The organism is Photorhabdus viridis (assembly GCF_040256935.1).
Lineage (GTDB): Bacteria > Pseudomonadota > Gammaproteobacteria > Enterobacterales > Enterobacteriaceae > Photorhabdus > Photorhabdus viridis.
In genome coordinates this window covers 34,301-58,016 of the sequence record NZ_JBEJZY010000003.1, presented here as the reverse complement: position 1 = coordinate 58,016, position 23,716 = coordinate 34,301, and the positions used below count along the sequence as shown (strand labels likewise).

Annotated in this window: 20 protein-coding genes and 4 pseudogenes; 13 read left to right on the top strand and 11 right to left on the bottom strand. The window is 38.6% G+C overall.

From position 1 onward, the window contains the following. The first annotated feature begins 92 nt into the window (after positions 1 to 92). The 7 genes from yhfZ (at position 93) to ABR397_RS01965 (ending at position 6,465) form a co-directional block, all read left to right on the top strand. Positions 93 to 998, top strand: coding sequence for a GntR family transcriptional regulator YhfZ (yhfZ, locus tag ABR397_RS01995; RefSeq protein ID WP_350304241.1), 906 nt, complete (start codon positions 93 to 95; stop codon positions 996 to 998). Positions 999 to 1,022: 24 nt separating this feature from the next. Further along, positions 1,023 to 1,382, top strand: coding sequence for a PRD domain-containing protein (locus tag ABR397_RS01990; protein ID WP_350304240.1), 360 nt, complete (start codon positions 1,023 to 1,025; stop codon positions 1,380 to 1,382). 120 nt (positions 1,383 to 1,502) lie between these two features. Next, on the top strand, positions 1,503 to 2,684 hold the full coding sequence (locus ABR397_RS01985; protein ID WP_350304239.1) for a YhfX family PLP-dependent enzyme: 1,182 nt from the start codon (positions 1,503 to 1,505) through the stop codon (positions 2,682 to 2,684). Further along, entirely contained in the window at positions 2,677 to 3,567 is an 891-nt protein-coding gene (locus tag ABR397_RS01980; protein WP_350304238.1) for a phosphotriesterase-related protein, read from the top strand. Before ABR397_RS01985 ends, ABR397_RS01980 begins: the two co-directional genes overlap by 8 nt. Positions 3,568 to 3,578: 11 nt before the next feature. Next, a complete protein-coding gene (locus ABR397_RS01975) occupies positions 3,579 to 3,938 on the top strand; it encodes a DUF2620 domain-containing protein (protein WP_350304237.1) in 360 nt (119 codons plus the stop codon). 10 nt (positions 3,939 to 3,948) lie between these two features. Beyond that, on the top strand, positions 3,949 to 5,304 hold the full coding sequence (locus ABR397_RS01970; RefSeq protein ID WP_350304236.1) for a YhfT family protein: 1,356 nt from the start codon (positions 3,949 to 3,951) through the stop codon (positions 5,302 to 5,304). 63 nt (positions 5,305 to 5,367) lie between these two features. Further along, positions 5,368 to 6,465, top strand: coding sequence for an aminotransferase class V-fold PLP-dependent enzyme (locus ABR397_RS01965; RefSeq protein WP_350304319.1), 1,098 nt, complete (start codon positions 5,368 to 5,370; stop codon positions 6,463 to 6,465). Between the two features lie 224 nt (positions 6,466 to 6,689). Here the strand turns inward: ABR397_RS01965 and ABR397_RS01960 are convergent, their stop codons facing one another. The 4 genes from ABR397_RS01960 to ABR397_RS01945 form a co-directional block, all read right to left on the bottom strand. Beyond that, a complete protein-coding gene (locus ABR397_RS01960) occupies positions 6,690 to 7,385 on the bottom strand; it encodes a helix-turn-helix transcriptional regulator (RefSeq protein ID WP_350304235.1) in 696 nt (231 codons plus the stop codon). A 147-nt stretch (positions 7,386 to 7,532) separates the two neighbouring features. Next, on the bottom strand, positions 7,533 to 8,204 hold the full coding sequence (locus tag ABR397_RS01955) for a LuxR C-terminal-related transcriptional regulator (RefSeq protein WP_350304234.1): 672 nt from the start codon (positions 8,202 to 8,204) through the stop codon (positions 7,533 to 7,535). Between the two features lie 30 nt (positions 8,205 to 8,234). After that, positions 8,235 to 8,915, bottom strand: coding sequence for a helix-turn-helix transcriptional regulator (locus ABR397_RS01950; protein ID WP_350304233.1), 681 nt, complete (start codon positions 8,913 to 8,915; stop codon positions 8,235 to 8,237). A gap of 49 nt (positions 8,916 to 8,964) precedes the next feature. Then, positions 8,965 to 9,663 carry a PAS domain-containing protein gene (locus ABR397_RS01945; protein WP_350304232.1) on the bottom strand — a complete coding sequence of 233 codons (699 nt, stop codon included), beginning with the start codon at positions 9,661 to 9,663 and terminating at the stop codon, positions 8,965 to 8,967. Positions 9,664 to 10,398: 735 nt separating this feature from the next. Between ABR397_RS01945 and ABR397_RS01940 the strand changes: the two are divergent. Beyond that, a pseudogene (locus ABR397_RS01940) lies at positions 10,399 to 10,704 on the top strand (S-type pyocin domain-containing protein); the annotation flags it as partial. 192 nt (positions 10,705 to 10,896) lie between these two features. On the opposite strand, the gene ABR397_RS01930 reads toward ABR397_RS01940, so the two are convergent. Both ABR397_RS01930 and ABR397_RS01925 read right to left on the bottom strand, forming a co-directional pair. Continuing rightward, positions 10,897 to 11,577, bottom strand: coding sequence for a helix-turn-helix transcriptional regulator (locus ABR397_RS01930; RefSeq protein ID WP_350304231.1), 681 nt, complete (start codon positions 11,575 to 11,577; stop codon positions 10,897 to 10,899). A gap of 49 nt (positions 11,578 to 11,626) precedes the next feature. After that, on the bottom strand, positions 11,627 to 12,325 hold the full coding sequence (locus ABR397_RS01925) for a PAS domain-containing protein (protein WP_350304230.1): 699 nt from the start codon (positions 12,323 to 12,325) through the stop codon (positions 11,627 to 11,629). Positions 12,326 to 13,552: 1,227 nt separating this feature from the next. Here ABR397_RS01925 and ABR397_RS01920 point away from each other — a divergent pair. The 3 genes and pseudogenes from ABR397_RS01920 (at position 13,553) to ABR397_RS01910 (ending at position 15,946) form a co-directional block, all read left to right on the top strand. Continuing rightward, a pseudogene (locus tag ABR397_RS01920) lies at positions 13,553 to 15,130 on the top strand (S-type pyocin domain-containing protein). Between the two features lie 8 nt (positions 15,131 to 15,138). After that, positions 15,139 to 15,396, top strand: a complete 258-nt coding sequence (locus ABR397_RS01915; RefSeq protein WP_350304229.1) for a colicin E3-like toxin immunity protein — start codon at positions 15,139 to 15,141, stop codon at positions 15,394 to 15,396. A gap of 94 nt (positions 15,397 to 15,490) precedes the next feature. Next, positions 15,491 to 15,946, top strand: a pseudogene (locus ABR397_RS01910) (DUF6392 family protein). Positions 15,947 to 16,153: 207 nt separating this feature from the next. On the opposite strand, the gene ABR397_RS01900 reads toward ABR397_RS01910, so the two are convergent. Both ABR397_RS01900 and ABR397_RS01895 read right to left on the bottom strand, forming a co-directional pair. Further along, a complete protein-coding gene (locus ABR397_RS01900) occupies positions 16,154 to 16,834 on the bottom strand; it encodes a helix-turn-helix transcriptional regulator (protein WP_350304228.1) in 681 nt (226 codons plus the stop codon). A gap of 49 nt (positions 16,835 to 16,883) precedes the next feature. Further along, positions 16,884 to 17,582 carry a PAS domain-containing protein gene (locus ABR397_RS01895; RefSeq protein ID WP_350304227.1) on the bottom strand — a complete coding sequence of 233 codons (699 nt, stop codon included), beginning with the start codon at positions 17,580 to 17,582 and terminating at the stop codon, positions 16,884 to 16,886. A 735-nt stretch (positions 17,583 to 18,317) separates the two neighbouring features. Here ABR397_RS01895 and ABR397_RS01890 point away from each other — a divergent pair. Beyond that, a pseudogene (locus ABR397_RS01890) lies at positions 18,318 to 18,623 on the top strand (S-type pyocin domain-containing protein); the annotation flags it as partial. Between the two features lie 191 nt (positions 18,624 to 18,814). Here ABR397_RS01890 and ABR397_RS01880 read toward each other — a convergent pair. Continuing rightward, positions 18,815 to 19,495, bottom strand: a complete 681-nt coding sequence (locus ABR397_RS01880) for a helix-turn-helix transcriptional regulator (protein ID WP_350304226.1) — start codon at positions 19,493 to 19,495, stop codon at positions 18,815 to 18,817. A 49-nt stretch (positions 19,496 to 19,544) separates the two neighbouring features. Next, entirely contained in the window at positions 19,545 to 20,243 is a 699-nt protein-coding gene (locus ABR397_RS01875; protein WP_350304225.1) for a PAS domain-containing protein, read from the bottom strand. Positions 20,244 to 20,867: 624 nt separating this feature from the next. On the opposite strand from ABR397_RS01875, the gene ABR397_RS01870 reads away from it, so the two are divergent. Beyond that, complete coding sequence (locus tag ABR397_RS01870) at positions 20,868 to 22,445, top strand: phage tail protein (protein ID WP_350304224.1); 1,578 nt, start codon at positions 20,868 to 20,870, stop codon at positions 22,443 to 22,445. Positions 22,446 to 22,679: 234 nt separating this feature from the next. Here the strand turns inward: ABR397_RS01870 and ABR397_RS01865 are convergent, their stop codons facing one another. Then, positions 22,680 to 23,348, bottom strand: a complete 669-nt coding sequence (locus tag ABR397_RS01865) for a LuxR C-terminal-related transcriptional regulator (protein ID WP_350304223.1) — start codon at positions 23,346 to 23,348, stop codon at positions 22,680 to 22,682. Positions 23,349 to 23,716 lie beyond the last annotated feature (368 nt).

Below are 23,716 nucleotides of genomic sequence, written 5' to 3'. Positions count from 1 at the left end.
ATCGTGACCTCGCCCGCATTTTTGCTATTTTTAGATTGTTATTTGTCTCCTTAAATTGGATATAAATACATTCAAAAAAATGAAGAATAATTATGAGTCGTGGTCTGCTTAAAAAAGAGGGGGTTGCTCAGGCATGTCTGGCGCGTTATCTGCTAGGTGAGTGCAATGGTAACCGCTTGAGGACCATTGAAGAGCTGTCGTCTGACTATGCGTTGTCTGTTGGGTTGGTACAATTTGCATTAAAAAAATTGGAGAATTCTGGTGCAATTTGTGTGGATCGGCGGGGGCGTAACGGCAGTTACCTGGTCAGTCTGAATCACAAGGCGCTGTTAGCACATGCCGATATTGGTAACGTGGTTTGTGTGATGCCGCTGCCTTATACCCGATTGTACGAAGGGCTGGCGAGTGGTCTGAAAGCGCAATTTGATGGTATTCCGTTTTACTTCGCCCATATGAGAGGTTCAGACGCCAGGGTGGAATGTCTGCGTAATGGTATTTATGACCTGGCAGTGGTATCTCATCTGGCGGCGCAAACGTATCTGGAACAGCATGATGTGTGCGCTGTACTTGAATTAGGCCCACATACCTATGTTGGGGCACATCAACTGATTTATCGCAAGGGAGGTGAACATAACATCCGTCGTGTTGGGTTGGATAATCATTCTGCCGACCAGAAGATCATGACAGAAGTGTACTTTGCCGGGCAGGATATCACGCTAGTGGATATCTCTTACCACGAAAGCCTGGACAAGGTGGCGAAAGGCGACATTGATGCCGTGATCTGGAACGTTAGCAGAGAGGATGAACTGATTTCCCGGGAGCTTATCGCGGTGCCGCTTCATGGAAGCCCGTTCTTTATACAAGCTTCTGAGGCGGTAATTTTAACCAGAGTTGATGACATTCCGATTCAACAACTTTTACGTACTACAGTGAATAAAACAGAGTTGTTGGCTCATCAACAACGTGTACTGACAGGCCAACAGGATCCAAGTTATTAGTTTGAAATGGACGAAGTAAATGAAATGGAAAATCGACTGTATCTGCTCTGTCAGGGAAATGTCATCGATCAGGACATCTGCGATGGCATGCTGCAAGTTGTGACTCAGCTTGAGAATGATTGGGAAATCCCTGTCAGGAACGGGCTGGGTGAAATGGTAATAACACATATGGCAAATGCGTTGATGCGCTCGCGCCGGGGAGAACAAATCGGTTCAATGGATGCTGAACTGCTGATGGAAGTACGTCAATCTGATGCTTTTGCATATTTGCAGGCGATTAACGCTTCATTGCTGGCACAATTTGACGTGCAATTACATCCCTGTGAAGAGGGTTATCTGCTGGCGAACTTGTTTAGCCTTTGGGCGGCAAAAGATCAGGAGTAGCACGGCAACAGAGGTGAAGGAATTTTTTTTCCATCAAATATTCAAAAAAATAATTATTTAAACATTTATTTATTTCTTGCTTTGGCATTGATCGCTGTCAGGCGTACAAGGAGGTACAGCATGTTTATTCACGCACTAAAAAAACAAAATCCTGCACTGATTGAGGCCGCCCATACATTATGGGCGCAAGGAGTTTTACTGCCTGATACTTATGTCATTGACGTTGATCAGGTATTGGAAAATGCCGGACGATTGCTTGCAGTAGCGAAGCACCATGATATTGCGCTGTACCTGATGACCAAACAGGTTGGGCGCAACCCCTGGTTGGCGCATAAGCTGATAGTACTGGGCTATCAGGGGGTCACTGCGGTGGATTTTAAAGAAGCCAGGATATTAATGAGCAGGAAGATCCCGGTTATCCATGCCGGTCATCTGGTGCAGCTCCCCCGTAACATTATCTCCTCAGTGATACAGCAACACCCGGAAGTGATCACGGTATTTTCTTTGGAAAAAGCGGAAGAAATTTCTTGTCTGGCACAGTATGAGGGAAATGTGCAATGCATTATGCTGAAGATCTATGATGATAATGATCATTTATATCCCGGACAGGAAGCCGGTTTTCATTTATCGGCATTGAACACCGTTGTGCGACGCATTATGGCAATGCCCGGCGTAAAACTGATGGGATTAACACATTTTCCTTGCTTATTGTGGCAAGAGGCGCTGCAACAGACGCTGCCGGCGCCGAACTTATTTACTTTGCTGAAAGCAAAAGAGATTCTACAGCGGGCAGGAGTTGAGGTAACACAGATAAATGCACCGTCGGCGTCAAGCTGTAGCACGTTGCCGTTACTGGCAAAATATGGTGTTACCCATACAGAACCCGGACATGCACTAACCGGAACAATCCTTGCCAATTTTCAGGGAGAACAGCCCGAACGTATTGCTATGCTGTATTTGACAGAAGTATCTCATCGGTTTAACGGCAACAGCTATTGCTATGGAGGCGGTTATTATCGCCGCGGGCGAGCTCATAACGCGCTGATATTCATGCCAAACGGCCAAATCATATCTACTCGCCTGTTACCGATGGATAACAGCAGTATTGATTACCACTTTTCCCTTAGCGGTGAATTTCCGATCGGGTGTGCTGTCGTGTTGTGCTTTCGCACTCAGATATTTGCCACCCGCAGTGATGTGGCGTTGGTCAGTGGCATCCAGTCCGGATATCCGCTATTGGAAGGGCTTTATGATAGCCAGGGAAATTGTATCCCTGCTAATGGGCAGCGTCCTCATGACTAAGCAAAACAGGTTTGATGCATCGGGCTATACCTATGCGCATGAGCATCTGCATATTGATTTATCGTCATTTAAAAACAACCTTGACTGCCGGCTGGATCAATACGACCTGATTTGTGATGAGATGAAAACATTGGTCAGCCTGGGGGTACGCAATATTGTAGAAATGACCAATCGCTACATGGGACGTAACCCACAGTTTATGCTGGATTTGATGCGGGATTCCGGCATTCATGTGATGGCTTCAACCGGTTATTACCAGTCTGCTTTTTTTCCTCAGCATGTGACGCACACCACAGCCCGGCAACTGGCGGATGAAATGATCGCTGAGATTGAGCAGGGTATTGATGGCACGACGTTAAAAGCCGGGGTCATTGGGGAAATTGGTTCCAGCAAAGGGGTGATTACGCCTGATGAAGAAAAAATATTTCACGCCGCGGCTATCGCGCATTTGGAAACCGGGCGTCCTGTCTCTACCCATACTTCATTAAGCACGATGGGGCTTGAGCAATTGGCGTTACTGAAAAAGCGGGGCGTAGATACTGAACGGGTGGTTATTGGTCACTGTGATCTCAGAGACAATCTTGACAACATACTGCGCATGATTGAACAGGGGGCCTATATACAGTTCGACACAATTGGCAAAAACGATTACTACCCGGATGAAAAACGGATTGCCATGTTACAGACACTGGCCCAACGCGGCTTGCTTAACCGCGTCATGTTGTCGATGGATATTACCCGCCGTTCCCATTTGAGGGCCAATGGCGGCAATGGGTTTGAATATTTAATCAGCACTTTTGTGCCGATGTTGAGCAATGCCGGATTAAGGCAGACAGAAATTGATTTGATGTTACGTGATAACCCTGCTGTATTTTTCAAATAAAGGAAAAACATATGAGATTTGTTATTGGAGGACAAATTGAGAAAGAAAAAATTGCTGAAACCTTACGCCGTCTGGCCGGGGATAAAGCCTCATCCATTACCATAATGGGTGACATTGATGCCGCTATGGCCCTCAAGAGCGGCAATGCGGATTACTACCTGGGGGCCTGTAATACCGGTGGAGGCGCTTTGGCAATGGCGATTGCCATCGTGGGTATTGATCAATGCGTTACCATCAGCATGCCGGGGAAAATCCTGCCTGATGAAGAAATAATTGCCCATATTAACGCTGGGAAAACGGCGTTTGGTTTTACCGGTCAGGACATAGAAGCGGTTATTCCGGTGGTTATCAGGGCTATTTTTTCTTCATAAGGACAGGAAGATGGAATATGAATTTTTCACACGTTTAATGGAAATTGATCCGTTTAAAGCTGGTTTGCTGGCCATTATTGGTGGAATATCCACCATGATGGCTAACCGTGGTATTGCGGTGTTTCATGACGGGTTGCGCCCTTTGATCCCGGAACATCTTGAAGGACGGATGAATCGTAAAACCCTGGCTGCGACCAGTTTTGCGTTAAGTTTTGGCCTGGTTATCGGTTTTGGTATCCCTTTCTCGCTGACGGCGCCAATTATTCTGGTGCATAGCCTGTTGCTGGGAACCGACGTCATTGGTACCTGGTGCGCAAACAGTAAAAAAGGTTTCATACTTTCTGGTGTTTTGGGGGCGCTGTATGCCGTTGCTTTGATGACGGGTTTACGATCTGTTGTCGATATCTTTGCCCATTTGCCGGTTAATTTCATGAATAACCTGAGTAAAGTTGGCGATCCCATTGTTGCCTGCTTCGCATTGTTTCCTGCCATTGTTGTGGCCTATCAATACGGATATGGCAAAGGAATATGGGTACTGATTGCGACACTGGCGGGGTATGTCGCGACCAAAGCGATAGGCTCACTGAGTTTTGGCGGTTCCCTGGATAAGCCGGTACAACTGGATCCTAACGGGATAGCGTTGCTGATTTCGATGATTGTGATGTTTTACTTTGCCATGAAAGAACGTGCGCCCAAAGCAGGAGATGAGCCAGCCCCGGCTAAAGGCGCGAATGAGATGCTGGTAGGCTTGTTTTCCACGCGGATCCAACGTATTCAAAACAACATCTGGTTACTGGTACTCAGTGGGGGCTTAACTGCGGTAGCGGCCTCGATGTCACTCAGTTTATTGGCGGAAGGTCCTGTATCACTGCAACTGATGGCACAAGGAGAAGGGGCTAACGCCATGTTGGTCGCGCTTGCCAGGGCGATCAGTTTTGTTCCGTTAGTGGGGATGACGGCAATTGCCACCGGGGTTTATAGCCCGGTCGGCATGAAGTTCGTGTTTGTCGCTGGATTAGTCACGAATAACCTGTGGATCGCCTTCATTGCCGGCAGTGTGATTATGTTTATGGAAATCAAACTACTGGCAAAAATTGCTATCTGGTTGGATAAATACCCTGGCGTAAAAGCATGTGGCGACCATATTCGTACTGTCATTACCCGTATGCTGGAAGTGGCGCTATTGGTAGGGGGAATGATTGCTGCCAACGCTATCCTGCCGGGAATGGGATTTATGGTGGTGGCGGGCATTTATCTGCTCAACCGTACGTCTAAACGTCCTTTGGTTGAAATGGCTATTGGGCCTATTGCAACGATTATTGTTGGTATTTTGGCTAACATTATCCATCTGATAGGCATCGGTTAATCGAATAGATCTCCCCCTTATTTTGCGATGAAAAAATAGAGGGGGAGTGCCGGAGAGCAGATGTTGAATACTTATCCATTACATAGCCTGAATATGGCGCAGGCACAGCAAAAACAGTTTCGTTTGGTTGATATTATCTGCCGCCATTTTCCTGGCGCGGACTTTCTTACCACGGGAGATTTAGGGTTGGCACCGGGGTTAAACCAGCCACAGATGACACAGCGGGTTGAGCGGGTCATTGCTGATTTCTTTTCCGCAGAGGCTGCTGTGTTGGTGCAAGGGGCGGGAACTGGCGCAATACGTTGTGGGTTAGCGACATTACTCAACGCAGGCGATACCCTGCTGATTCATGATGCGCCGTTATATCCTACGACAGCGATGATTGCTGAACAGATGGGATTACATCTTATTCGGGCGGATTTTAATCAACCAGAACAAATACGGACTGCGATTTTGCAACATCGGCCGGTGGCCGGGCTGGTACAGCATACGCGGCAGAAAATTGATGATTCTTATGAGCTGGCGGCTGTCATATCACTGATGAACTCGGCGTTACTACCGGCTCTGGTTGACGATAACTATGCTGCTATGAAAGTGGAACATATCGGTTGTGAATGTGGTGCTGCATTATCGACTTTTTCCAGCTTTAAACTGTTCGGCCCGCAAGGTGTCGGTATTGTGGCAGGTCAACAAGCGCTAATAAACAGCATCCGGCGCAGTATGTATTCCGGTGGAAGTCAGATACAGGGATTCCAGGCGTTAGAAGTATTGCGTGGACTGGTATTTGCGCCAGTGATGCATGCGGTACAGGCTCAGGTTAATGAAACGCTGGTTATCTGGCTTAATCAGGGCGTTATACCGCAGGTAAAACAGGCATTTGTCGCAAATGCACAATCGAAAGTATTGCTGGTGGAATTTTATGAAGGGATTGCAGAGCAGGTGCTTTGTTTCGCCCATCAACTTGGTGCACTGCCTTATCCAGTAGGCGCCGAATCAAAATTTGAAATACCGCCTTTGTTTTACCGGGTGTCTGGTACATTCCGTCAGTCTGATCCCACATTAGAGAAACGAATGATAAGAATAAACCCCAATCGAAGTGGTGCGGAGACGGTAATGAGGATTCTGAGTCAAAGTTGTGCGCAGGCCGTCGCCTTGCTGTAAGTAAGAGGCTAAAGTAAGCAGAAGATTATTCTGGACACACTAACATCCGCCGCAATGGGCGGTATATATCATCAGTCATCCAAAACGTTTTCAATATGTTTTGTCGGCATAAAACTCTATCGTTTGAGGGAGTAGAAAAATCTGTGACGCCATTATTGTATCCCTGATTATTATTGCAATGATCAATAGTTTAGTGAGAAACAGTTAATAGTAAAATCGACTATTTATAATAAGAAATGACCTATAGACTCAGAATATCTTGGTGGAATATAGAGGTCATAACCATTTTCTTTGCAAAGTAACCTTAACTCCAAAACCGATGTGACGGAAAATTTTTCATAAATATTTTCAAAATGCTTTTCTACAGTACGGCATGAAATATTCATTTCAGTGGCTATATCTTTATTACTAATGCCGCAGCAAAATAAAAAAATAATTGTCCACTCTTTATCTTTCAATAAATTATTGGGCGGCCTGGGGCAGATAGATATTGGTATATTATTTTTAATATAATGAGATACGGTAAAATGATCTATTTCTTTGGCATGAGAAATAATTCCGATACATTGATTATTTTCACACATCAGTGGATATTTTTCGCAATAATAGGATTTAGGTAACTGACCACTACCTTGAGGATAAGTACCAATAGAGGATATTCGTTGCATACATGCTAAGACTTTGCGCTCATGTTCTTTAAAATGGTGAGCGAAACCACTAACTGGTGTTGGTAATTCTTCATCAGTATATCCTATAACATTAAAGTTTTCAGGTAACTTATTGGCTTTAATAAACACGTTGTTTGCGTAAATAAAACGAGATTCTTTGTCTTTTACAAACCAAGGATCAGAGCCTTTATCCCACGTATGTGTTAACTGAGGAGTAATAAAGGGGACTTTTTTAAATTCTGATTGACTCATATATATCCTTTAAGGCAATTATTGTTTTTTAAAATTATTGAACATAAATACTTATTAAAAACAAGGAAAAAATTCTGTAGCGCTGTCTATTTTATCAATAAATAACGAACAAAGGTAGTATATATAAACCGGGAAGTAATACGTAATCTAAGACAATAAAAACTTTTCTGGGATATAGTGATCGAAATTATTGTCCAGACAGTATTCTTCCAGCTGTTGACCAGAGTTAATGCCTATTTTACGGTATATTTTGGTCATATGTTTTTCAACCGTATGATAGGTGATATTCAGCATTTTTCCAATCTGTTTCCTGGAGTGTTTCTGTAAAAAGAGAAAGATCATATCCCACTCGGGTTGAGTAAAAAGATCAGTCGGTGGTTGGAGTATAATGGATGATGGTAATTTTTCATAATATTGACATAATTGGGTTAATGAGTATTCCTTAGCTTTCCACATATGGTACATAATTCCCACACAGTTACCATTGTCATGATAAAGAGGTAATTTTTCACAAAAATAGGATGACTGAATTTGCTCTTGGCCGAATACATGAGTTTCAATTGAACATACTCTTTTCCCTTTTGTCATGACATTTTTATCGTGAATAATAAACTCTTTTGCAAATTCAGCACCACCCCATGGAAGCTCATGATCATAAAGCCCTTCGTAATCAAACGATTCCTTAAAATTATGAACGAATTTTTTTGTTGCAGAATTACCGTAAATGAAGCTAGAAGAACTATCTTTTATTCCCCACGGCTCATTGCTCATTTCCATTGTGTTAATAATCTGCGGTGATATTGTATAGTTCTTCTTCATGTTAAGAAAAACTCCTTTTTAATCTAGAGGTTAAAGAAACATTTTACTTTCTGGATGCACAAATCTTTCTGGTACATAGAGATCATAATCATTCAGCCGGCAATACTCTTCCAACTGATAACTGGAATTAACACCAATTTTTCTATATATCCGTGCGATATGCGTTTCAACGGTGCGATAGGAGATATTTAACATTTTACCCATTTGCTTACTGGTATACTTTTGTAAAAGAAGGAAAATAATATCCCATTCCCGCTGCGTAAATAAATCAGTTGGTGGCTGGAACATAATAGATGCAGGGAGTTTTCCATGGTATAGACGGGTTAATGAATAGTCCTGAGCTTGCCAACCGTGAAATATTATTCCCATACAACTCTCGTTTACATGATAGATAGGTGATTTTTCAAAAAAATAAGACGAAAGAATTCGCTCTTTTCCATATACATGTGTTTCAAGTGAACATATTCTGTCTTCTTTTGTCATTACAGTTTTATCATGAGTAATAAATTCTTTTGCAAACTCTGCACCATCCCAAGGAATTTCATCATCAAAAATTCCTTCATAGCTAAAAGAATTTGAAAGATTTTGAAGATTTTTGAATGCTAAATTAGCATAAATAAAACATGAATTTTCATCTTTTATTCCCCACGGGTCATTACTTTGCTCTAATGTATTAATCACTTGAGGTGAAAGGGTTAATTTACTATTCATAGTATCATTCCTCTTTTAAAATTTAGGATTAAGGTATTGATATTTAAGTTTATAGTCGATCTAACTCTATGCTACCAATAGTGACAAATCTTTCTGGAACATAAAGATCAAATTTGTTTTCTTTGCAGAAATCTTTTAATTCTGCATGCAATGGCAAATCAAATTTTCGGTAAATTGACTGAATATGACTAACCACATCTTCGGTACTTATCATTAATTCCTCGCTGATACTCTCTTCATCTAATGAACGAAGGGTTAGGAAGAGAACTTCCCATTCAGTTTGCGTCAGCGTGTCATTAGGTGGTACGAATTGCAGTGCTGACGGAGGGGTTTTTTCATAATAATAGGCAACGGAAAAATTTTCAGTTTTGTACATATGAAAAGTAATACCAATACAATTGCCATCTTCATCACAAAGTGGATATTTATTACAAAAATAGATTTGCTTAATCCTATGTTCTTCAAATGGATGGGTTTCCAATGAAGTAACTCGTTGCATGGTTTGAATAACTTTCTGATCCTGACGGTAGAACGCTTCTGCATATTTTGCAACAGGAGAAGGTAATTCACCGGTAGAAAGCCCGGTAATATCGAAATCTTCTGGTAGATTGAGTAATTGATAAAAAGCGGAATTGGCATAGATAAACCTTGATTGGCGATCTTTAGCTCCCCAAGGTTCGCTGCTTCTTTCCCACGTGTGAATTAATTGTGGGGTGATATTACTGGGTTTGTTTTTTATCTGTTGCATTGTGACTCCTGAATGATTATTTCAGCCATTATCTGCAAGGTCTGCCTGCTAATTATACCTTCACTATAACTTAAAATACCTTGGTCTTATAATAGAATATAATAACTTGCACGTCAAAATACATATATTTATTAATTAAACCTTATTATTATTTTATATGTGAACTTTAATTATGGGTAAATGTAACAATAAACACTATTATATATAAAAATATTTTATAATGTTTACTTATAAAATAAATTAATGAATTTGATTTTTCAGTCATAATTAATTAAGTGATATGTGTTAAGAATTTTCTGTCATAAACCTGGGAATGGAGAGAGCTACTCTTATAACGATGACATGTAATAGGATGAAGGAAGAGGTGTTATCTCTGGGCCAGAATAATGCGAATAAAATAGTATTTAATTGAAATAATGTGTGATTAATTAAAGAATGCTGCTTAAATAGAGTCTGCGAGATATTGTAATTCGATAAGACATATTTAGGAATTATCAGCATAATCAACTATATTGGCTTTTTAACTCAAAAATCGGGTTTGAAATTTTTGGCTGCTGGAATAACTAAACTTAAATAAAATTAAGGTTAGGTAAATTCTGATTAATTTAATTTTTGAAGAATAATGAAATAAAAAACTTACTTAAAATGGTATAGCTACAAAATATAAAGTTGCATTTTAAGTTCAACTTAGATATTTGTAACAACCGGAGCTTTACCCTATTTCCCGAAATTTGTCTCAATGGGTTTTTATTCAGTTCTGGGTGTTGGTTGGTAGTTTCAAATCCGTATCGCCTGAGTGAGATTGCCGAATAGTTTGGTCATGCCCCGATTCGTGCTCGTTTCCGCTGGATCAGAGATGAAGAAAGCAGCAGGATGACGGTTTAGGGGTCGTTGGTCTGGATAAAGTGCCTGGTTCATATAATGAGGCTGAATCGGACCACCGGTAATTATGAATTCTGGGAGCCGGGAGAAAATCGGCCAACGATATTATGGATGCCGAACGAACAGGAGTTTCAGGTTCCAGCCCATACCGGGAATGAAGGTTTTTTTAAAAGCCAATTTATTTGCATATCCTAGAGTCAGTGGCTTACTTAGGACATTCCATTATAAAAATTTGAAGAACTATATTTTATCTCCCATGGCTCATTGCTTATTTCCATTGTGTTAATAATCTGAGGCGATATTGTATAGTTCTTCTTCATGTTAAGGAAAAACTCCTTTTTAATCTGTAGGTTAAAGAAACATTATACTTTCTGGATGCACAAATCTTTCTGGTACATAGAGATCATAATCATTCAGCCGGCAATACTCTTCCAACTGATAACTGGAATTAACACCAATTTTTCTATATATCCGTGCGATATGTGTTTCAACGGTGCGATAGGAAATATCTAACATTTTGCCCATTTGCTTGCTGGTATACTTTTGTAAAAGAAGGAAAATAATATCCCATTCCCGCTGAGTAAATAAATCAGTTGGTGGTTGGAACATAATAGATGCAGGGAGTTTTCCATGGTATAGACGGGTTAATGAATAGTCCTGAGCTTGCCAACCGTGAAATATAACGCCTATACAACTTCCATCATCACGGTAAATAGGGTTTTTTTCAAAAAAATAAGATGACAGAATTTGTTCTTTTCCATATACATGTGTTTCCAGTGAACATATTCTGTCTTCTCTTTCTATCACTTTTTTATCATGGAGCATGTATTCTTTGGCAAATTCAGCACCATCCCAGGGAAGTTCATACTCATAATGGCCTTCATAATTAAACGAATCTGGAAAATTTTGAAGATTTTTAAATGCCTGATTACCATAAATCCAGCATGAATTTTCATCTTTTATTCCCCATGGGTCATTACTTTGTTCTAATGTATTAATTACTTGAAGTGAAAGGGTTAATTTACTATTCATAGTATCATTCCTCTTTTTAAATTTAGGGCTAAGATATTGATATTTAAGTTTATGGTCGATCTAACGCTATGCTACCAATAGTGACAAATCTTTCTGGAACATAAAGATCAAATTTGTTTTCTTTGCAGAAATCTTTTAATTCTGCATGCAATGGCAAATCAAATTTTCGGTAAATTGACTGAATATGATTAACCACATCTTCCGTACTTATCATTAATTCCTCGCTGATACTCTCTTCATCCAATGAACGAAGGGTCAGAAAGAGAACTTCCCATTCAGTTTGCGTCAGCGTGTCGTTAGGTGGTACGAATTGCAGTGCTGACGGAGAGGTTTTTTCATAATAATAGGCAACGGAAAAATTTTCAGTTTTGTACATATGAAAAGTAATACCAATACAATTGCCATCTTCATCACAAAGTGGATATTTATTACAAAAATAGATTTGCTTAATCCTATGTTCTTCAAATGGATGGGTTTCCAATGAAGTAACTCGTTGCATGGTTTGAATAACTTTCTGATCCTGACGGTAGAACGTTTCTGCATATTCTGCAACAGGAGAAGGTAATTCACCGGTAGAAAGCCCGGTAATATCGAAATCTTCTGGTAGATTGAGTAATTGATAAAAAGCGGAGTTGGCATAGATAAACCTTGATTGGCGATCTTTAGCGCCCCAAGGTTCGCTGCTTCTTTCCCACATGCGAATTAATTGTGGGGTGATATTACTGGGTTTGTTTTTTATCTGTTGCATTGTGACTCCTGAATGATTATTTCAGCCGTTAATCTGCAAGGTCTGCCTGATAATTATACCTTCACTATACTTAAAATATCTTGACCACATAATAGAATATAATAATTTTCGCGTCAAAATACATATATTTATTAATTAATTCTTATTATTGTTTTGTATAGGAACTTTAATTACGGGTAAATATAATAATAAACACTATTCTATATGAAAATATTTAATAATGATTATTAATAAAATAAATTAATGAATTTGATTTTTCAGTCATGATTAATTAAGTGATATGTGTTAAGAATTTTCTGTCATAAACCGGGGGATGGAGAGAGCTACTCTTATAACGATGACATGTAATAGGATGATAGAAAAAGTGTTATCTCTGGGCCAGAATAATGCGAATAAAATAGTATTTAATTGAAATAATGTGTGATTAATTAAAGAATGCTGCTTAAATAGAGTCTGCGAGATATTGTAATTCGATAAGACATATTTAGGAATTATCAGCATAATCAACTATATTGGCTTTTTAACTCAAAAATCGGGTTTGAAATTTTTGGCTGCTGGAATAACTAAACTTAAATAAAATTAAGGTTAGGTAAATTCTGATTAATTTAATTTTTGAAGAATAATGAAATAAAAAACTTACTTAAAATGGTATAGCTACAAGATATAAAGTTGTATTTTAAGTTCAACTTAGATATTTGTAACAACATGGTATTTTGCCTCACAAAAATAACTTTTAATCACAGCTTAAATCCTACCTATCAAATAAATGAGACTTTTTAAAAAGAGAATGAATTGCATTTAATTGAAAATAATTAACCATCAATAGAGAGTTGAAAAGGAACCCGCACGTAAAAAATATCCCAATAAAAAAGGGGGATGATTATAGGAAAAAACAGAAATGGGTGACAGTGTTGTCTCTTTGCATTTTATAACATTAATGGCAACGTGCCGGTCTTTTGGTCAGTACTTGAGAAAACTTACCGTGCAATCCTGTCAGCTTGTTATATTCTATTTTTGTTAATTAATTGTATTTTATATATTAATAAACATGATGAATTGCCGGCATTAATCAACCTCATTTCTATAATTTTCGGAATATTCCTATATCTTTTTAAGTAAAATTCATTGCACTATTGATTATCTATTAACCTATAAGTGGTAAGGATATGATGACCATTTTAGTTAGACCCACTCTTCGTACTGTAAATCAATGGGGAAGTCAATAGAATGGCAAAAGGCTATTATCTGCTCGTTGGTGATAAAACGACCTGTGGTGGCGTTATCATCACCGGTGACCAGACCATCACATTTAACGGGCGAGCAACTGCGCGTGAAGGGGATCACGTCACCTGTGGTAAACATTCCGGTACTTACATGATTGTCGGGGGCGTAGCCAGCATGTTTAGCATGGGACGGCGATGGGCGGGCACATTAGATAGTGTCAGCACCTGCCCCTGTCAGGCCCGGCTGATCAATTCCGTAATGGACAGCTATGAAAAGCAGGATGAGACTGCTGAGCAGGTTGTCGCTCCCACTAATATGGCGGCGCAGAATGTCTCTTCTCCGGCGAAAGCGGCGGGAAGTGTTCAGCCCGGTCCACCGCCTGTAACGCAGGCTCCCCCACCGCCGATAGCGGTGTTTACGAAATCCTGCCAGCGGGGAAAAGGTTGTACGGATGCCGGAACCGAGGCTGAACCCGCAGATAACTTTGGCAGAATGGGGATATATCAGGTGCCGTCATCTCCCGCTCCGGTAACGGCGCAAAAGCCAGAACCGCCACCCCAGGGCAAGAAACCCCCGCCAGAGCCGGATAAGCCGCAGGATAAAAAATTACCATGGTATAAACGCTGGTTTCGCGGTGGAAAAGAGAAAGCTGAAGCGGCTGCTACGGCAGTGGCGGCCACCACCCGCAGCATGGCAGCGGATGGGGAAGCGCTGGTGATGCGTTACATTGGCGGTGGCGCTGCCAGCTCCGGGCGCTGGCTGGCGGCCCCAAATCCGTTGACGGTCGGGTTAATGGGATTGTTTTATTCACCGAAGCTGAATGAAGGCGAAGAAGACTACTTAAACTGCTATCGCCTGAGTGAGATTGCCGAACAGTTTGGCAAAGCCCCGACTCGTGTGCGTTTCCGCTGAATCAGAGATGAAAAAAGCGGCAGGATGACGGTTCAGGGGTATCACGTCAGCGCGGAAAGTGGTCTGGATAAAGTGCCGGTTCATATGATGAGGCTGAATCGGACCACGGGGAATTATGAATTCTGGGAACCGGGAGAACATCGGCCAACGATATTATGGACGCCGAACGAACAGGAATTTCAGGTTCCAGCTCATACCGGGAATGAAGAGCGGCCATTTATTCCGTCGCAAATCACCGTATTGCCAATCCCGGAAAAAGTGGGCAGCGATATTGAATCGTTGCCGATGCCGGAAGAGAAGGATTTCCGCGATTATATTCTGATCTTCCCGATCCCGAATATGCCGCCGGTGTATGTGTATTTGAGTAAACCTAGAAATGGATTGCCTCAAGATGGACACGACTATCATCCAGCCCCAAAAACAGAGGAAATTACTGGGGTTTCTGGGTTACGGTCAGCTAAGAAAAAAACGCCAAAACAAAGCGGAGGTGGTAAACGAGATAGATGGATCGATAGCAAAGGCCGCCGAATTTATGAATGGGACTCTCAACATGGTGAATTGGAGGTTTACCGGGTAAGTGATGGTGAGCACCTTTGCTCTGTAGATTATAAGACTGGGAAAGAGTTAAAGCCTGCTGTCAAAGGACGAAATATTAAACAGTATTTGTGAGGTATATAATGGGATTGAAATTAAGATTGGAGTGGTTTGATAAACAAACAGAATTAGGGGAAGGGTGTGAGTATTCCAAGGATTTTGGAGATAATGCTGATGTTATGGCTAGTGGGTTGGGAATATCAACAGAAGATAATATAAATAATGGCGGCTTTGATGTGGAATCTAAATGGGTGAGCGCTTTACAGCCTTACTTCTGTCATCAAATTGATTTATCAGCTTATGATTATCAAATCTCTTTTGATTATCGAGACTTGTGGTGAACAGAAATTCAGCGGATAGTGCGATAGTGAGCAATAAACCACTATCCGTGTTTAACATAGGTTTTGTTCCACATACGCCAGATTTTGTGTGTAAATGACTATCAACGTTGAAGCCCTAATTAATAGTTTGGGGAAAACCTATCAGGAGATTTTTGATGATGGATTAATTCCTTACAAAACTAAATAAAAAGGATATTTGGGGAGTGACCACATATCATTAGATATGATCAAAGAAGATGTATATCTAGCATTTAGAAGAGATAATAAGGCTTTATTTGTTGTAACAATTATTTTGTTTGATAGTGATAAATTATCATATCAATTCTTTAATGAATTACCACCGCCATTAATTCCTATGATGTCTCGTCAATGGATTCATGAACATTTTGGTGAACTTGAGAGGTCACATCCTCCGAAACATCAGTTTGGTTGGAAAGAATTATACACACTGCTTGATTTTCATATTCCTACGAGTATGCAGATATCTTATGAACTGCTTGAGCGTGTAGAATATATGACTTTTTTACCCACATCAGAAGTGGGTTGGTAATTAATAATAGATGGGAGGTTTTTTAAAAGCCAATTTATTTGCATATCCTAGAGTCAGTGGCTTACTTAGGACATTCCATTATAAAAATTTGAAGAACTATATTTTATGCCCCATGGCTCATTGCTTATTTCCATTGTGTTAATAATCTGAGGCGATATTGTATAGTTCTTCTTCATGTTAAGGAAAAACTCCTTTTTAATCTGTAGGTTAAAGAAACATTATACTTTCTGGATGCACAAATCTTTCTGGTACATAGAGATCATAATCATTCAGCCGGCAATACTCTTCCAACTGATAACTGGAATTAACACCAATTTTTCTATATATCCGTGCGATATGCGTTTCAACGGTGCGATAGGAGATATCCAACATTTTGCCCATTTGCTTACTGGTATACTTTTGTAAAAGAAGGAAAATAATATCCCATTCCCGCTGAGTAAATAAATCAGTCGGTGGCTGGAACAAAATAGATGCAGGGAGTTTTCCATGGTATAGACGGGTTAATGAATAGTCCTGAGCTTGCCAACCATGAAATATAACGCCTATACAACTTCCATCATCACGGTAAATAGGGTTTTTTTCACAAAAATAAGATGACAGAATTTGTTCTTTTCCATATACATGTGTTTCCAGTGAACATATTCTGTCTTCTCTTTCTATCACTTTTTTATCATGGAGCATGTATTCTTTGGCAAATTCAGCACCATCCCAGGGAAGTTCATACTCATAATGGCCTTCATAATTAAACGAATCTGGAAAATTTTGAAGATTTTTAAATGCCTGATTACCATAAATCCAGCATGAATTTTCATCTTTTATTCCCCATGGGTCATTACTTTGTTCTAATGTATTAATTACTTGAAGTGAAAGGGTTAATTTACTATTCATAGTATCATTTCTCTTTTTAAATTTAGGGCTAAGATATTGATATTTAAGTTTATGGTCGATCTAACGTTATGCTACCAATAGTGACAAATCTTTCTGGAATATAAAGATCAAATTTATTTTCTTTGCAGAAATCTTTTAATTCTGCATGCAATGGTAAATTAAATTTTCGGTAAATTGACTGAATATGATTAACCACATCTTCCGTACTTATCATTAATTCCTCGCTGATACTCTCTTCATCCAATGAACGAAGGGTCAGAAAGAGAACTTCCCATTCAGTTTGCGTCAGCGTGTCGTTAGGTGGTACGAATTGCAGTGCTGACGGAGAGGTTTTTTCATAATAATAGGCAACGGAAAAGTTTTCAGTTTTGTACATATGAAAAGTAATACCAATACAATTGCCATCTTCATCACAAAGTGGATATTTATTACAAAAATAGATTTGCTTAATCCTATGTTCTTCAAATGGATGGGTTTCTAATGAAGTAACTCGTTGCATGGTTTGAATAACTTTCTGATCCTGACGGTAGAACGCTTCTGCATATTCTGCAACAGGAGAAGGTAATTCACCGGTAGAAAGCCCGGTAATATCGAAATCTTCTGGTAGATTGAGTAGTTGATAAAAAGCGGAGTTGGCATAGATAAACCTTGATTGGCGATCTTTAGCGCCCCAAGGTTCGCTGCTTCTTTCCCACATGCGAATTAATTGTGGGGTAATATTACTGGGTTTGTTTTTTATCTGTTGCATTGTGACTCCTGAATGATTATTTCAGCCGTTAATCTGCAAGGTCTGCCTGCTAATTATACCTTCACTATACTTAAAATATCTTGACCACATAATAGAATATAATAACTTGCGCGTCAAAATACATATATTTATTAATTAATTCTTATTATTGTTTTGTATAGGAACTTTAATTACGGGTAAATATAATAATAAACACTATTCTATATGAAAATATTTAATAATGTTTACTTATAAAATAAATTAATGAATTTAATTTTTCAGTCATGAGTAATTAAGTGATATGTGTTAAGAATTTTCTGTCATAAACTGGGGGATGGAGAGAGCTACTCTTATAACGATGACATGTAATAGGATGAAGGAAGAGGTGTTATCTCTGGGCCAGAATAATGCGAATAAAATAGTATTTAATTGAAATAATGTGTGATTAATTAAAGAATGCTGCTTAAATAGAGTCTGCGAGATATTGTAATTCGATAAGACATATTTAGGAATTATCAGCATAATCAACTATATTGGCTTTTTAACTCAAAAACCGGGTTTGAAATTTTTGGCTGTTGGAATAATTAAACTTAAATAAAATTAAGGTTAGGTAAATTCTGATTAATTTAATTTTTGAAGAATAATGAAATAAAAAACTTACTTAAAATGGTATAGCTACAAGATATAAAATTGTATTTTAAGTTCAACTTAGATATTTGTAGCAACCGGAGCTTTACCCTATTTCCCGAAATTTGTCTCAATGGGTTTTTATTCAGTTCTGGGTGTTGGTTGGTAGTTTCAAATCCGTATTGCCTGAGTGAGATTGCCGAACAGTTTGGTCATGCCCCGATTCGTGCTCGTTTCCGCTGGATCAGAGATGAAGAAAGCAGCAGGATGACGGTTTAGGGGTCGTTGGTCTGGATAAAGTGCCTGGTTCATATAATGAGGCTGAATTGGGCCACCGGTAATTATGAATTCTGGGAGCCGGGAGAAAATCGGCCAACGATATTATGGATGCCGAACGAACAGGAGTTTCAGGTTCCAGCCCACACCGGGAATCAAGGTTTTTTTAAAAGCCAATTTAATTGCATATCCTAGAGTCAGTGGCTTATTTAGGACATCCCATTATAAAAATTTGAAGAACTATATTTTATGCCCCATGGCTCATTGCTTATTTCCATTGTGTTAATAATCTGAGGCGATATTGTATAGTTCTTCTTCATATTCATATGAAATCCTTTATAACCTATGACTTAAAGAAACATTTTACTTTCTGGATGCACAAATCTTTCTGGTACATAGAGATCATAATCATTCAGCCGGCAATACTCTTCCAACTGATAACTGGAATTAACACCAATTTTTCTATATATCCGTGCGATATGCGTTTCAACGGTGCGATAGGAGATATCTAACATTTTACCCATTTGCTTACTGGTATACTTTTGTAAAAGAAGGAAAATAATATCCCATTCACGCTGAGTAAATAAATCAGTCGGTGGCTGGAACATAATAGATGCAGGGAGTTTTCCATGGTATAGACGGGTTAAAGAATAGTCCTGAGCTTGCCAACCGTGATATAAAATACCCATACAACTTCCATCTTCATGATAAAGAGGATATTTCGCGAAAAAATAAGATGATAGAAACTTATCTTTCCCGTGTATCTGTGTTTGAAGGGAACATACTCTCTGTTCTATTTCCATCACTTTTTTATCGTGAGAAATAAATTCTTTGGCAAATTCAGCGCCAGCCCAGGGAAGCTCATCATCATAAAGCCCTTCATAATCAAACGATTCTTCAAAATTATGAAGTTTTTTTGATGCTGAATTACCATAAATATAACATGAATTTATATCTTTAATTCCCCAAGGGTCATTACTTTGCTGTAATGTATTAATTACTTGGGAAGAAAGGGCTAATTTACTATTCATAGTATCATTCCTCTTTTTAAATTTAGGGTTAAGATATTGATATTTAATTTTATGGTCGATCTAACGCTATGCTACCAATAGTGACAAATCTTTCTGGAACATAAAGATCAAATTTGTTTTCTTTGCAGAAATCTTTTAATTCTGCATGCAATGGTAAATTAAATTTTCGGTAAATTGACTGAATATGATTAACCACATCTTCCGTACTTATCATTAATTCCTCGCTGATACTCTCTTCATCCAATGAACGAAGGGTCAGAAAGAGAACTTCCCATTCAGTTTGCGTCAGCGTGTCGTTAGGTGGTACGAATTGCAGTGCTGACGGAGAGGTTTTTTCATAATAATAGGCAATGGAAAAGTTTTCAGTTTTGCACATATGAAAAGTAATACCAATACAATTGCCATCTTCATCACAAAGTGGATATTTATTACAAAAATAGATTTGCTTAATCCTATGCTCTTCAAATGGATGGGTTTCTAATGAAGTAACTCGTTGCATGGTTTGAATAACTTTCTGATCCTGACGGTAGAACGCTTCTGCATATTCTGCAACAGGAGAAGGTAATTCACCGGTAGAAAGCCCGGTAATATCGAAATCTTCTGGTAGATTGAGTAATTGATAAAAAGCGGAGTTGGCATAGATAAACCTTGATTGGCGATCTTTAGCGCCCCAAGGTTCGCTGCTTCTTTCCCACATGCGAATTAATTGTGGGGTAATATTACTGGGTTTGTTTTTTATCTGTTGCATTTTGACTCCTGAATGATTATTTCAGCCATTATCTGCGAGGGCTGCTTGCTAATTAGACATTCACTATACTTAAAATATCTTGAACTCATAATAGAATATAATAACTTTCGCGTCAAAATACATATGTTTATTAATTAAACCTTATTATTATTTTATATTGTAACTTTAATTTTGAGTAAATGTAACAAATAATACTATTTTATATAAAAATATTTTATGATGAATAGTAATCAGATAAATTAATGACTTTGATTTTTCAGTCATGAATAATTAAGTGACATGTGTTAAAAATTTTCTGTCATAAACCGGGGATGGAAAGCGCTATTCTTAAATTAAATCAAAGTTAGGTAAATTCTTCTTAATTTAATTTTTGGAGAATAATGAAATAAAAGGAGAGATTTCATGTGATAAATATAAATGGTTTGGATATATTTTCGGTCAAAAATTGTCGGGATATTTATTTTCATCAATTATATAAAAATAGTTAACCTTCTAAGTCATAAGAATATTTCATTATTCTTGCCTCGGACTAGACTGTGATTGGCGTAAGTTTCGGAGGAATTATTTTTACAATAATTCAATATGTTGATTATAAAATAGTATTATTTAATCTGAGGAAAGTATATGAATCCTAAGAATGATTTTAAAGCTTTTTCTATTAGTAATAATGCTAATGTAGTGAGTCAAGAAAAATATGAAAAAAGCCCGCCTTTAAAAATGGGTTTTCCACCAGAGAATATTACTACTCATTTGCTCAATAAGGTATTACGTCAGTCGTCAGCGATATCATCTGTACTGGCTAATTTTATTGCTACACAGTGTGGAGATGATGTTCTGGATGATGGGGACATAGCTAAACTCATCACACAATTAAGTAGAGCTTTAGAACAAAAAATCACAGCAACAGTTCCAAATGCCTCATTAATCCAAAAAGGAATAGTTCAACTTACAGATAAAACAGGCGATAGTCATTCATTGGCAGCAACTCAGAAATTTGTTTCTGATGTCAATAATAATGCTAACAGCAGATTAGTAAAAAACCAAAATGGTGCAGATATTCCTGATAAAAATGCGTTTGTGAAGAATATCGGTTTGTTGGAGACGGTAAATCAGGCTGCTAATGCTGTACCGAATAGTAGAAAAATTAACGGGAAGGTGTTAACCGGGGATGTCATTCTGAATGCCGGGGATGTGGGAGCATTTCGGCTCGGATTAACAGGAAAATACTCTGTTAATAACCAAGTCCCTTGGAATGCAGATACAGGATTATATGATTTATTGAACCCCGGAGTAGATTCTGCGCATGTTGCTCATTTCAATAATGGTGTTGGGAGTTGCCCCGCTTTTCAGTTGAAAGTGCGGTACAGGAATGGGGGAATTGCTTATCGTTCAGCCCGTGATAATTATGGTTTTGAGGAAGGTTGGATTGATATTTATACAACAAAAAATAAACCGACTGCGGCGGATATTGGGGCATATACAAAATCCGAAGGATCTGAATTTATCCAGGCAAAATATGTTACTCAAGCAAATATAAGTGATTTTACAGCATGGATAAGATCATTACCGCAGGGCGGTCATGCATTCAGATTTAGTGAAAATCATGGTGGCATTGGATATCCATGGTCAGGCGGTTATGTAACAAGAATGCATGACGTATGGGCTGGATTTATCGCACAGTATGGGCATACCGGTATTAGTTTCATCCATGGACATGATGGGGGCGGTGATACAAAAGTTAGCCGGCTTTGGACAGATAAAAATGCGCGTCCCGATGCTAATGGCAATCTCAGAGTATCCAGCTCAATTGTAGATATTCATCCTGACGGAACTTACGAGTTAACTAGCGAAGCTGAAGGCGTTACTGTTAAGCACATAGATACAGGGAAATATCGTATCAGCGGCTGCAACGGTTTTGCTAAAGATGGTGCGCGGGTAATTCATAGCGGTACTATTGTCCCAGCAGACAACAACGGGTTAAATCTTATTTGGGTTTATGAATCGGTAGACACATCCAACGGAGATATAACAATTGAATGTTACCACCGTCAAAATACAGATGCTCCAAGATTTGCTCAAAATAAGCGTGTCAAAAGCGTAATTGCAACAGGGGAAATCATTTATTACAATGATGGTGAGCTATGCGATATTCCAGATGGAAGAGTAATAAATGTTCGCGTGCAATTGCCTGAAAAACCATAATAATAATGTAATCAGGGCTATGTAGCCCTGTATTACTGCAAATCATTATGAATAATGGTAATTGATGTTAAAGTGCTAATTAATAATTTACTTATCATAGGGAGATTAATACTAAAATATACATCTGGGCACTAAAAAGTTAACTATTGTGATGAATTTAATAAGCGCTCAGTAAGGCGCTAAGAAACAGTACGGTTTATACACAATATATGAAAACAAGAATAAATATTTAATTTAAGATAGTAAAAATTTTTCCGGTATATAGTGATTAAAATTATTGGCCCGACAATATTCTTCCAGTTGTTGAGCGGAGTTAATATCTATCTTGCGATATATTCTAGCCATATAAGATTCAACAGTACGATAGGCAATATTCAATATCCGCCCGATCTGTCTTCTGGTATTTTTCTGTAGAAAGAGGAAAATGATATCCCATTCACGTTGAGTAAAAAGATCAGTCGGTGGTTGGAGAATAATGGAGGCGGGTAGTTTATCATGATATTGATACAGATGAGTTAATGAATAATTCTGAGCTTTCCAGCCATGATATATGACTCCTATACAGTTTCCGTCTTCATGATAAAAAGGAAATTTTTCGAAAAAATAAGATGACAGAACTTGTTCTCTGCCAAATATATGTGTTTCAACTGAACATATTCTTTGTTGTTTTTCTATCACTTTCTTATCATGCTTAATAAATTCTTCTGCAAATTTAGCACTATCCCAAGGAAGTTCATTCTCATAAAACCCCTCAAATTCAAATGAATTTGAAAAATTCTGAAGAGATTTTAATGCCAGATTGCCGTAAATAAAGCATGAATTTTTATCTTTGATTCCCCAAGGATCATTACTTGCTGCCAGTGTGTTGATAATTTGAGGTGATAGGGTGGTGTGATGGCTCATATTATAATTCCTTTTTCCACAGCTTTTGGACGTCAATCGTGGTATGTTTGAGTTGTGTCGTCAGTTTAATACTTTATTACCAGTAAAGACAAATTTTTTGAGAACATAATGATTATGACTATTTTATTACGAGGATTGTTTAATTATATATGCCATTGTAGATTAAATTCTTATTAAATTAGTTGCGGAGTTAATCTATTTATTTAATAAATAAACGTTAGCGGGCAATGGTTGATACGGGTTATTTGGGGCGAAAATCCGGCATCAGTAGAACTTTTTTAATACTGTTTGGAAGTACACCAAAGTCGCTGAAAATTTTGACAGCCCAATTTGATGCTTTTTTGTGCTTTCTGTCTTGTTTTTGTCCA

What these genes read in the sequence shown, in the direction of transcription:
- ABR397_RS01870 (WP_350304224.1), top strand. Translation starts at nt 20,868, where the DNA reads ATGAATCCTAAGAATGATTTTAAAGCTTTTTCTATTAGTAATAATGCT.
- ABR397_RS01955 (WP_350304234.1), bottom strand. Translation starts at nt 8,204, where the DNA reads ATGAAGAAGAACTATACAATATCACCGCAGATTATTAACACAATGGAA.
- ABR397_RS01945 (WP_350304232.1), bottom strand. Translation starts at nt 9,663, where the DNA reads ATGCAACAGATAAAAAACAAACCCAGTAATATCACCCCACAATTAATT.
- ABR397_RS01990 (WP_350304240.1), top strand. Translation starts at nt 1,023, where the DNA reads ATGGAAAATCGACTGTATCTGCTCTGTCAGGGAAATGTCATCGATCAG.
- ABR397_RS01950 (WP_350304233.1), bottom strand. Translation starts at nt 8,915, where the DNA reads ATGAATAGTAAATTAACCCTTTCACCTCAAGTGATTAATACATTAGAG.
- ABR397_RS01930 (WP_350304231.1), bottom strand. Translation starts at nt 11,577, where the DNA reads ATGAATAGTAAATTAACCCTTTCACTTCAAGTAATTAATACATTAGAA.
- ABR397_RS01900 (WP_350304228.1), bottom strand. Translation starts at nt 16,834, where the DNA reads ATGAATAGTAAATTAACCCTTTCACTTCAAGTAATTAATACATTAGAA.
- ABR397_RS01880 (WP_350304226.1), bottom strand. Translation starts at nt 19,495, where the DNA reads ATGAATAGTAAATTAGCCCTTTCTTCCCAAGTAATTAATACATTACAG.
- ABR397_RS01865 (WP_350304223.1), bottom strand. Translation starts at nt 23,348, where the DNA reads ATGAGCCATCACACCACCCTATCACCTCAAATTATCAACACACTGGCA.
- ABR397_RS01970 (WP_350304236.1), top strand. Translation starts at nt 3,949, where the DNA reads ATGGAATATGAATTTTTCACACGTTTAATGGAAATTGATCCGTTTAAA.
- ABR397_RS01975 (WP_350304237.1), top strand. Translation starts at nt 3,579, where the DNA reads ATGAGATTTGTTATTGGAGGACAAATTGAGAAAGAAAAAATTGCTGAA.
- ABR397_RS01985 (WP_350304239.1), top strand. Translation starts at nt 1,503, where the DNA reads ATGTTTATTCACGCACTAAAAAAACAAAATCCTGCACTGATTGAGGCC.
- yhfZ (WP_350304241.1), top strand. Translation starts at nt 93, where the DNA reads ATGAGTCGTGGTCTGCTTAAAAAAGAGGGGGTTGCTCAGGCATGTCTG.
- ABR397_RS01875 (WP_350304225.1), bottom strand. Translation starts at nt 20,243, where the DNA reads ATGCAACAGATAAAAAACAAACCCAGTAATATTACCCCACAATTAATT.
- ABR397_RS01895 (WP_350304227.1), bottom strand. Translation starts at nt 17,582, where the DNA reads ATGCAACAGATAAAAAACAAACCCAGTAATATTACCCCACAATTAATT.
- ABR397_RS01960 (WP_350304235.1), bottom strand. Translation starts at nt 7,385, where the DNA reads ATGAGTCAATCAGAATTTAAAAAAGTCCCCTTTATTACTCCTCAGTTA.
- ABR397_RS01915 (WP_350304229.1), top strand. Translation starts at nt 15,139, where the DNA reads ATGGGATTGAAATTAAGATTGGAGTGGTTTGATAAACAAACAGAATTA.
- ABR397_RS01980 (WP_350304238.1), top strand. Translation starts at nt 2,677, where the DNA reads ATGACTAAGCAAAACAGGTTTGATGCATCGGGCTATACCTATGCGCAT.
- ABR397_RS01925 (WP_350304230.1), bottom strand. Translation starts at nt 12,325, where the DNA reads ATGCAACAGATAAAAAACAAACCCAGTAATATCACCCCACAATTAATT.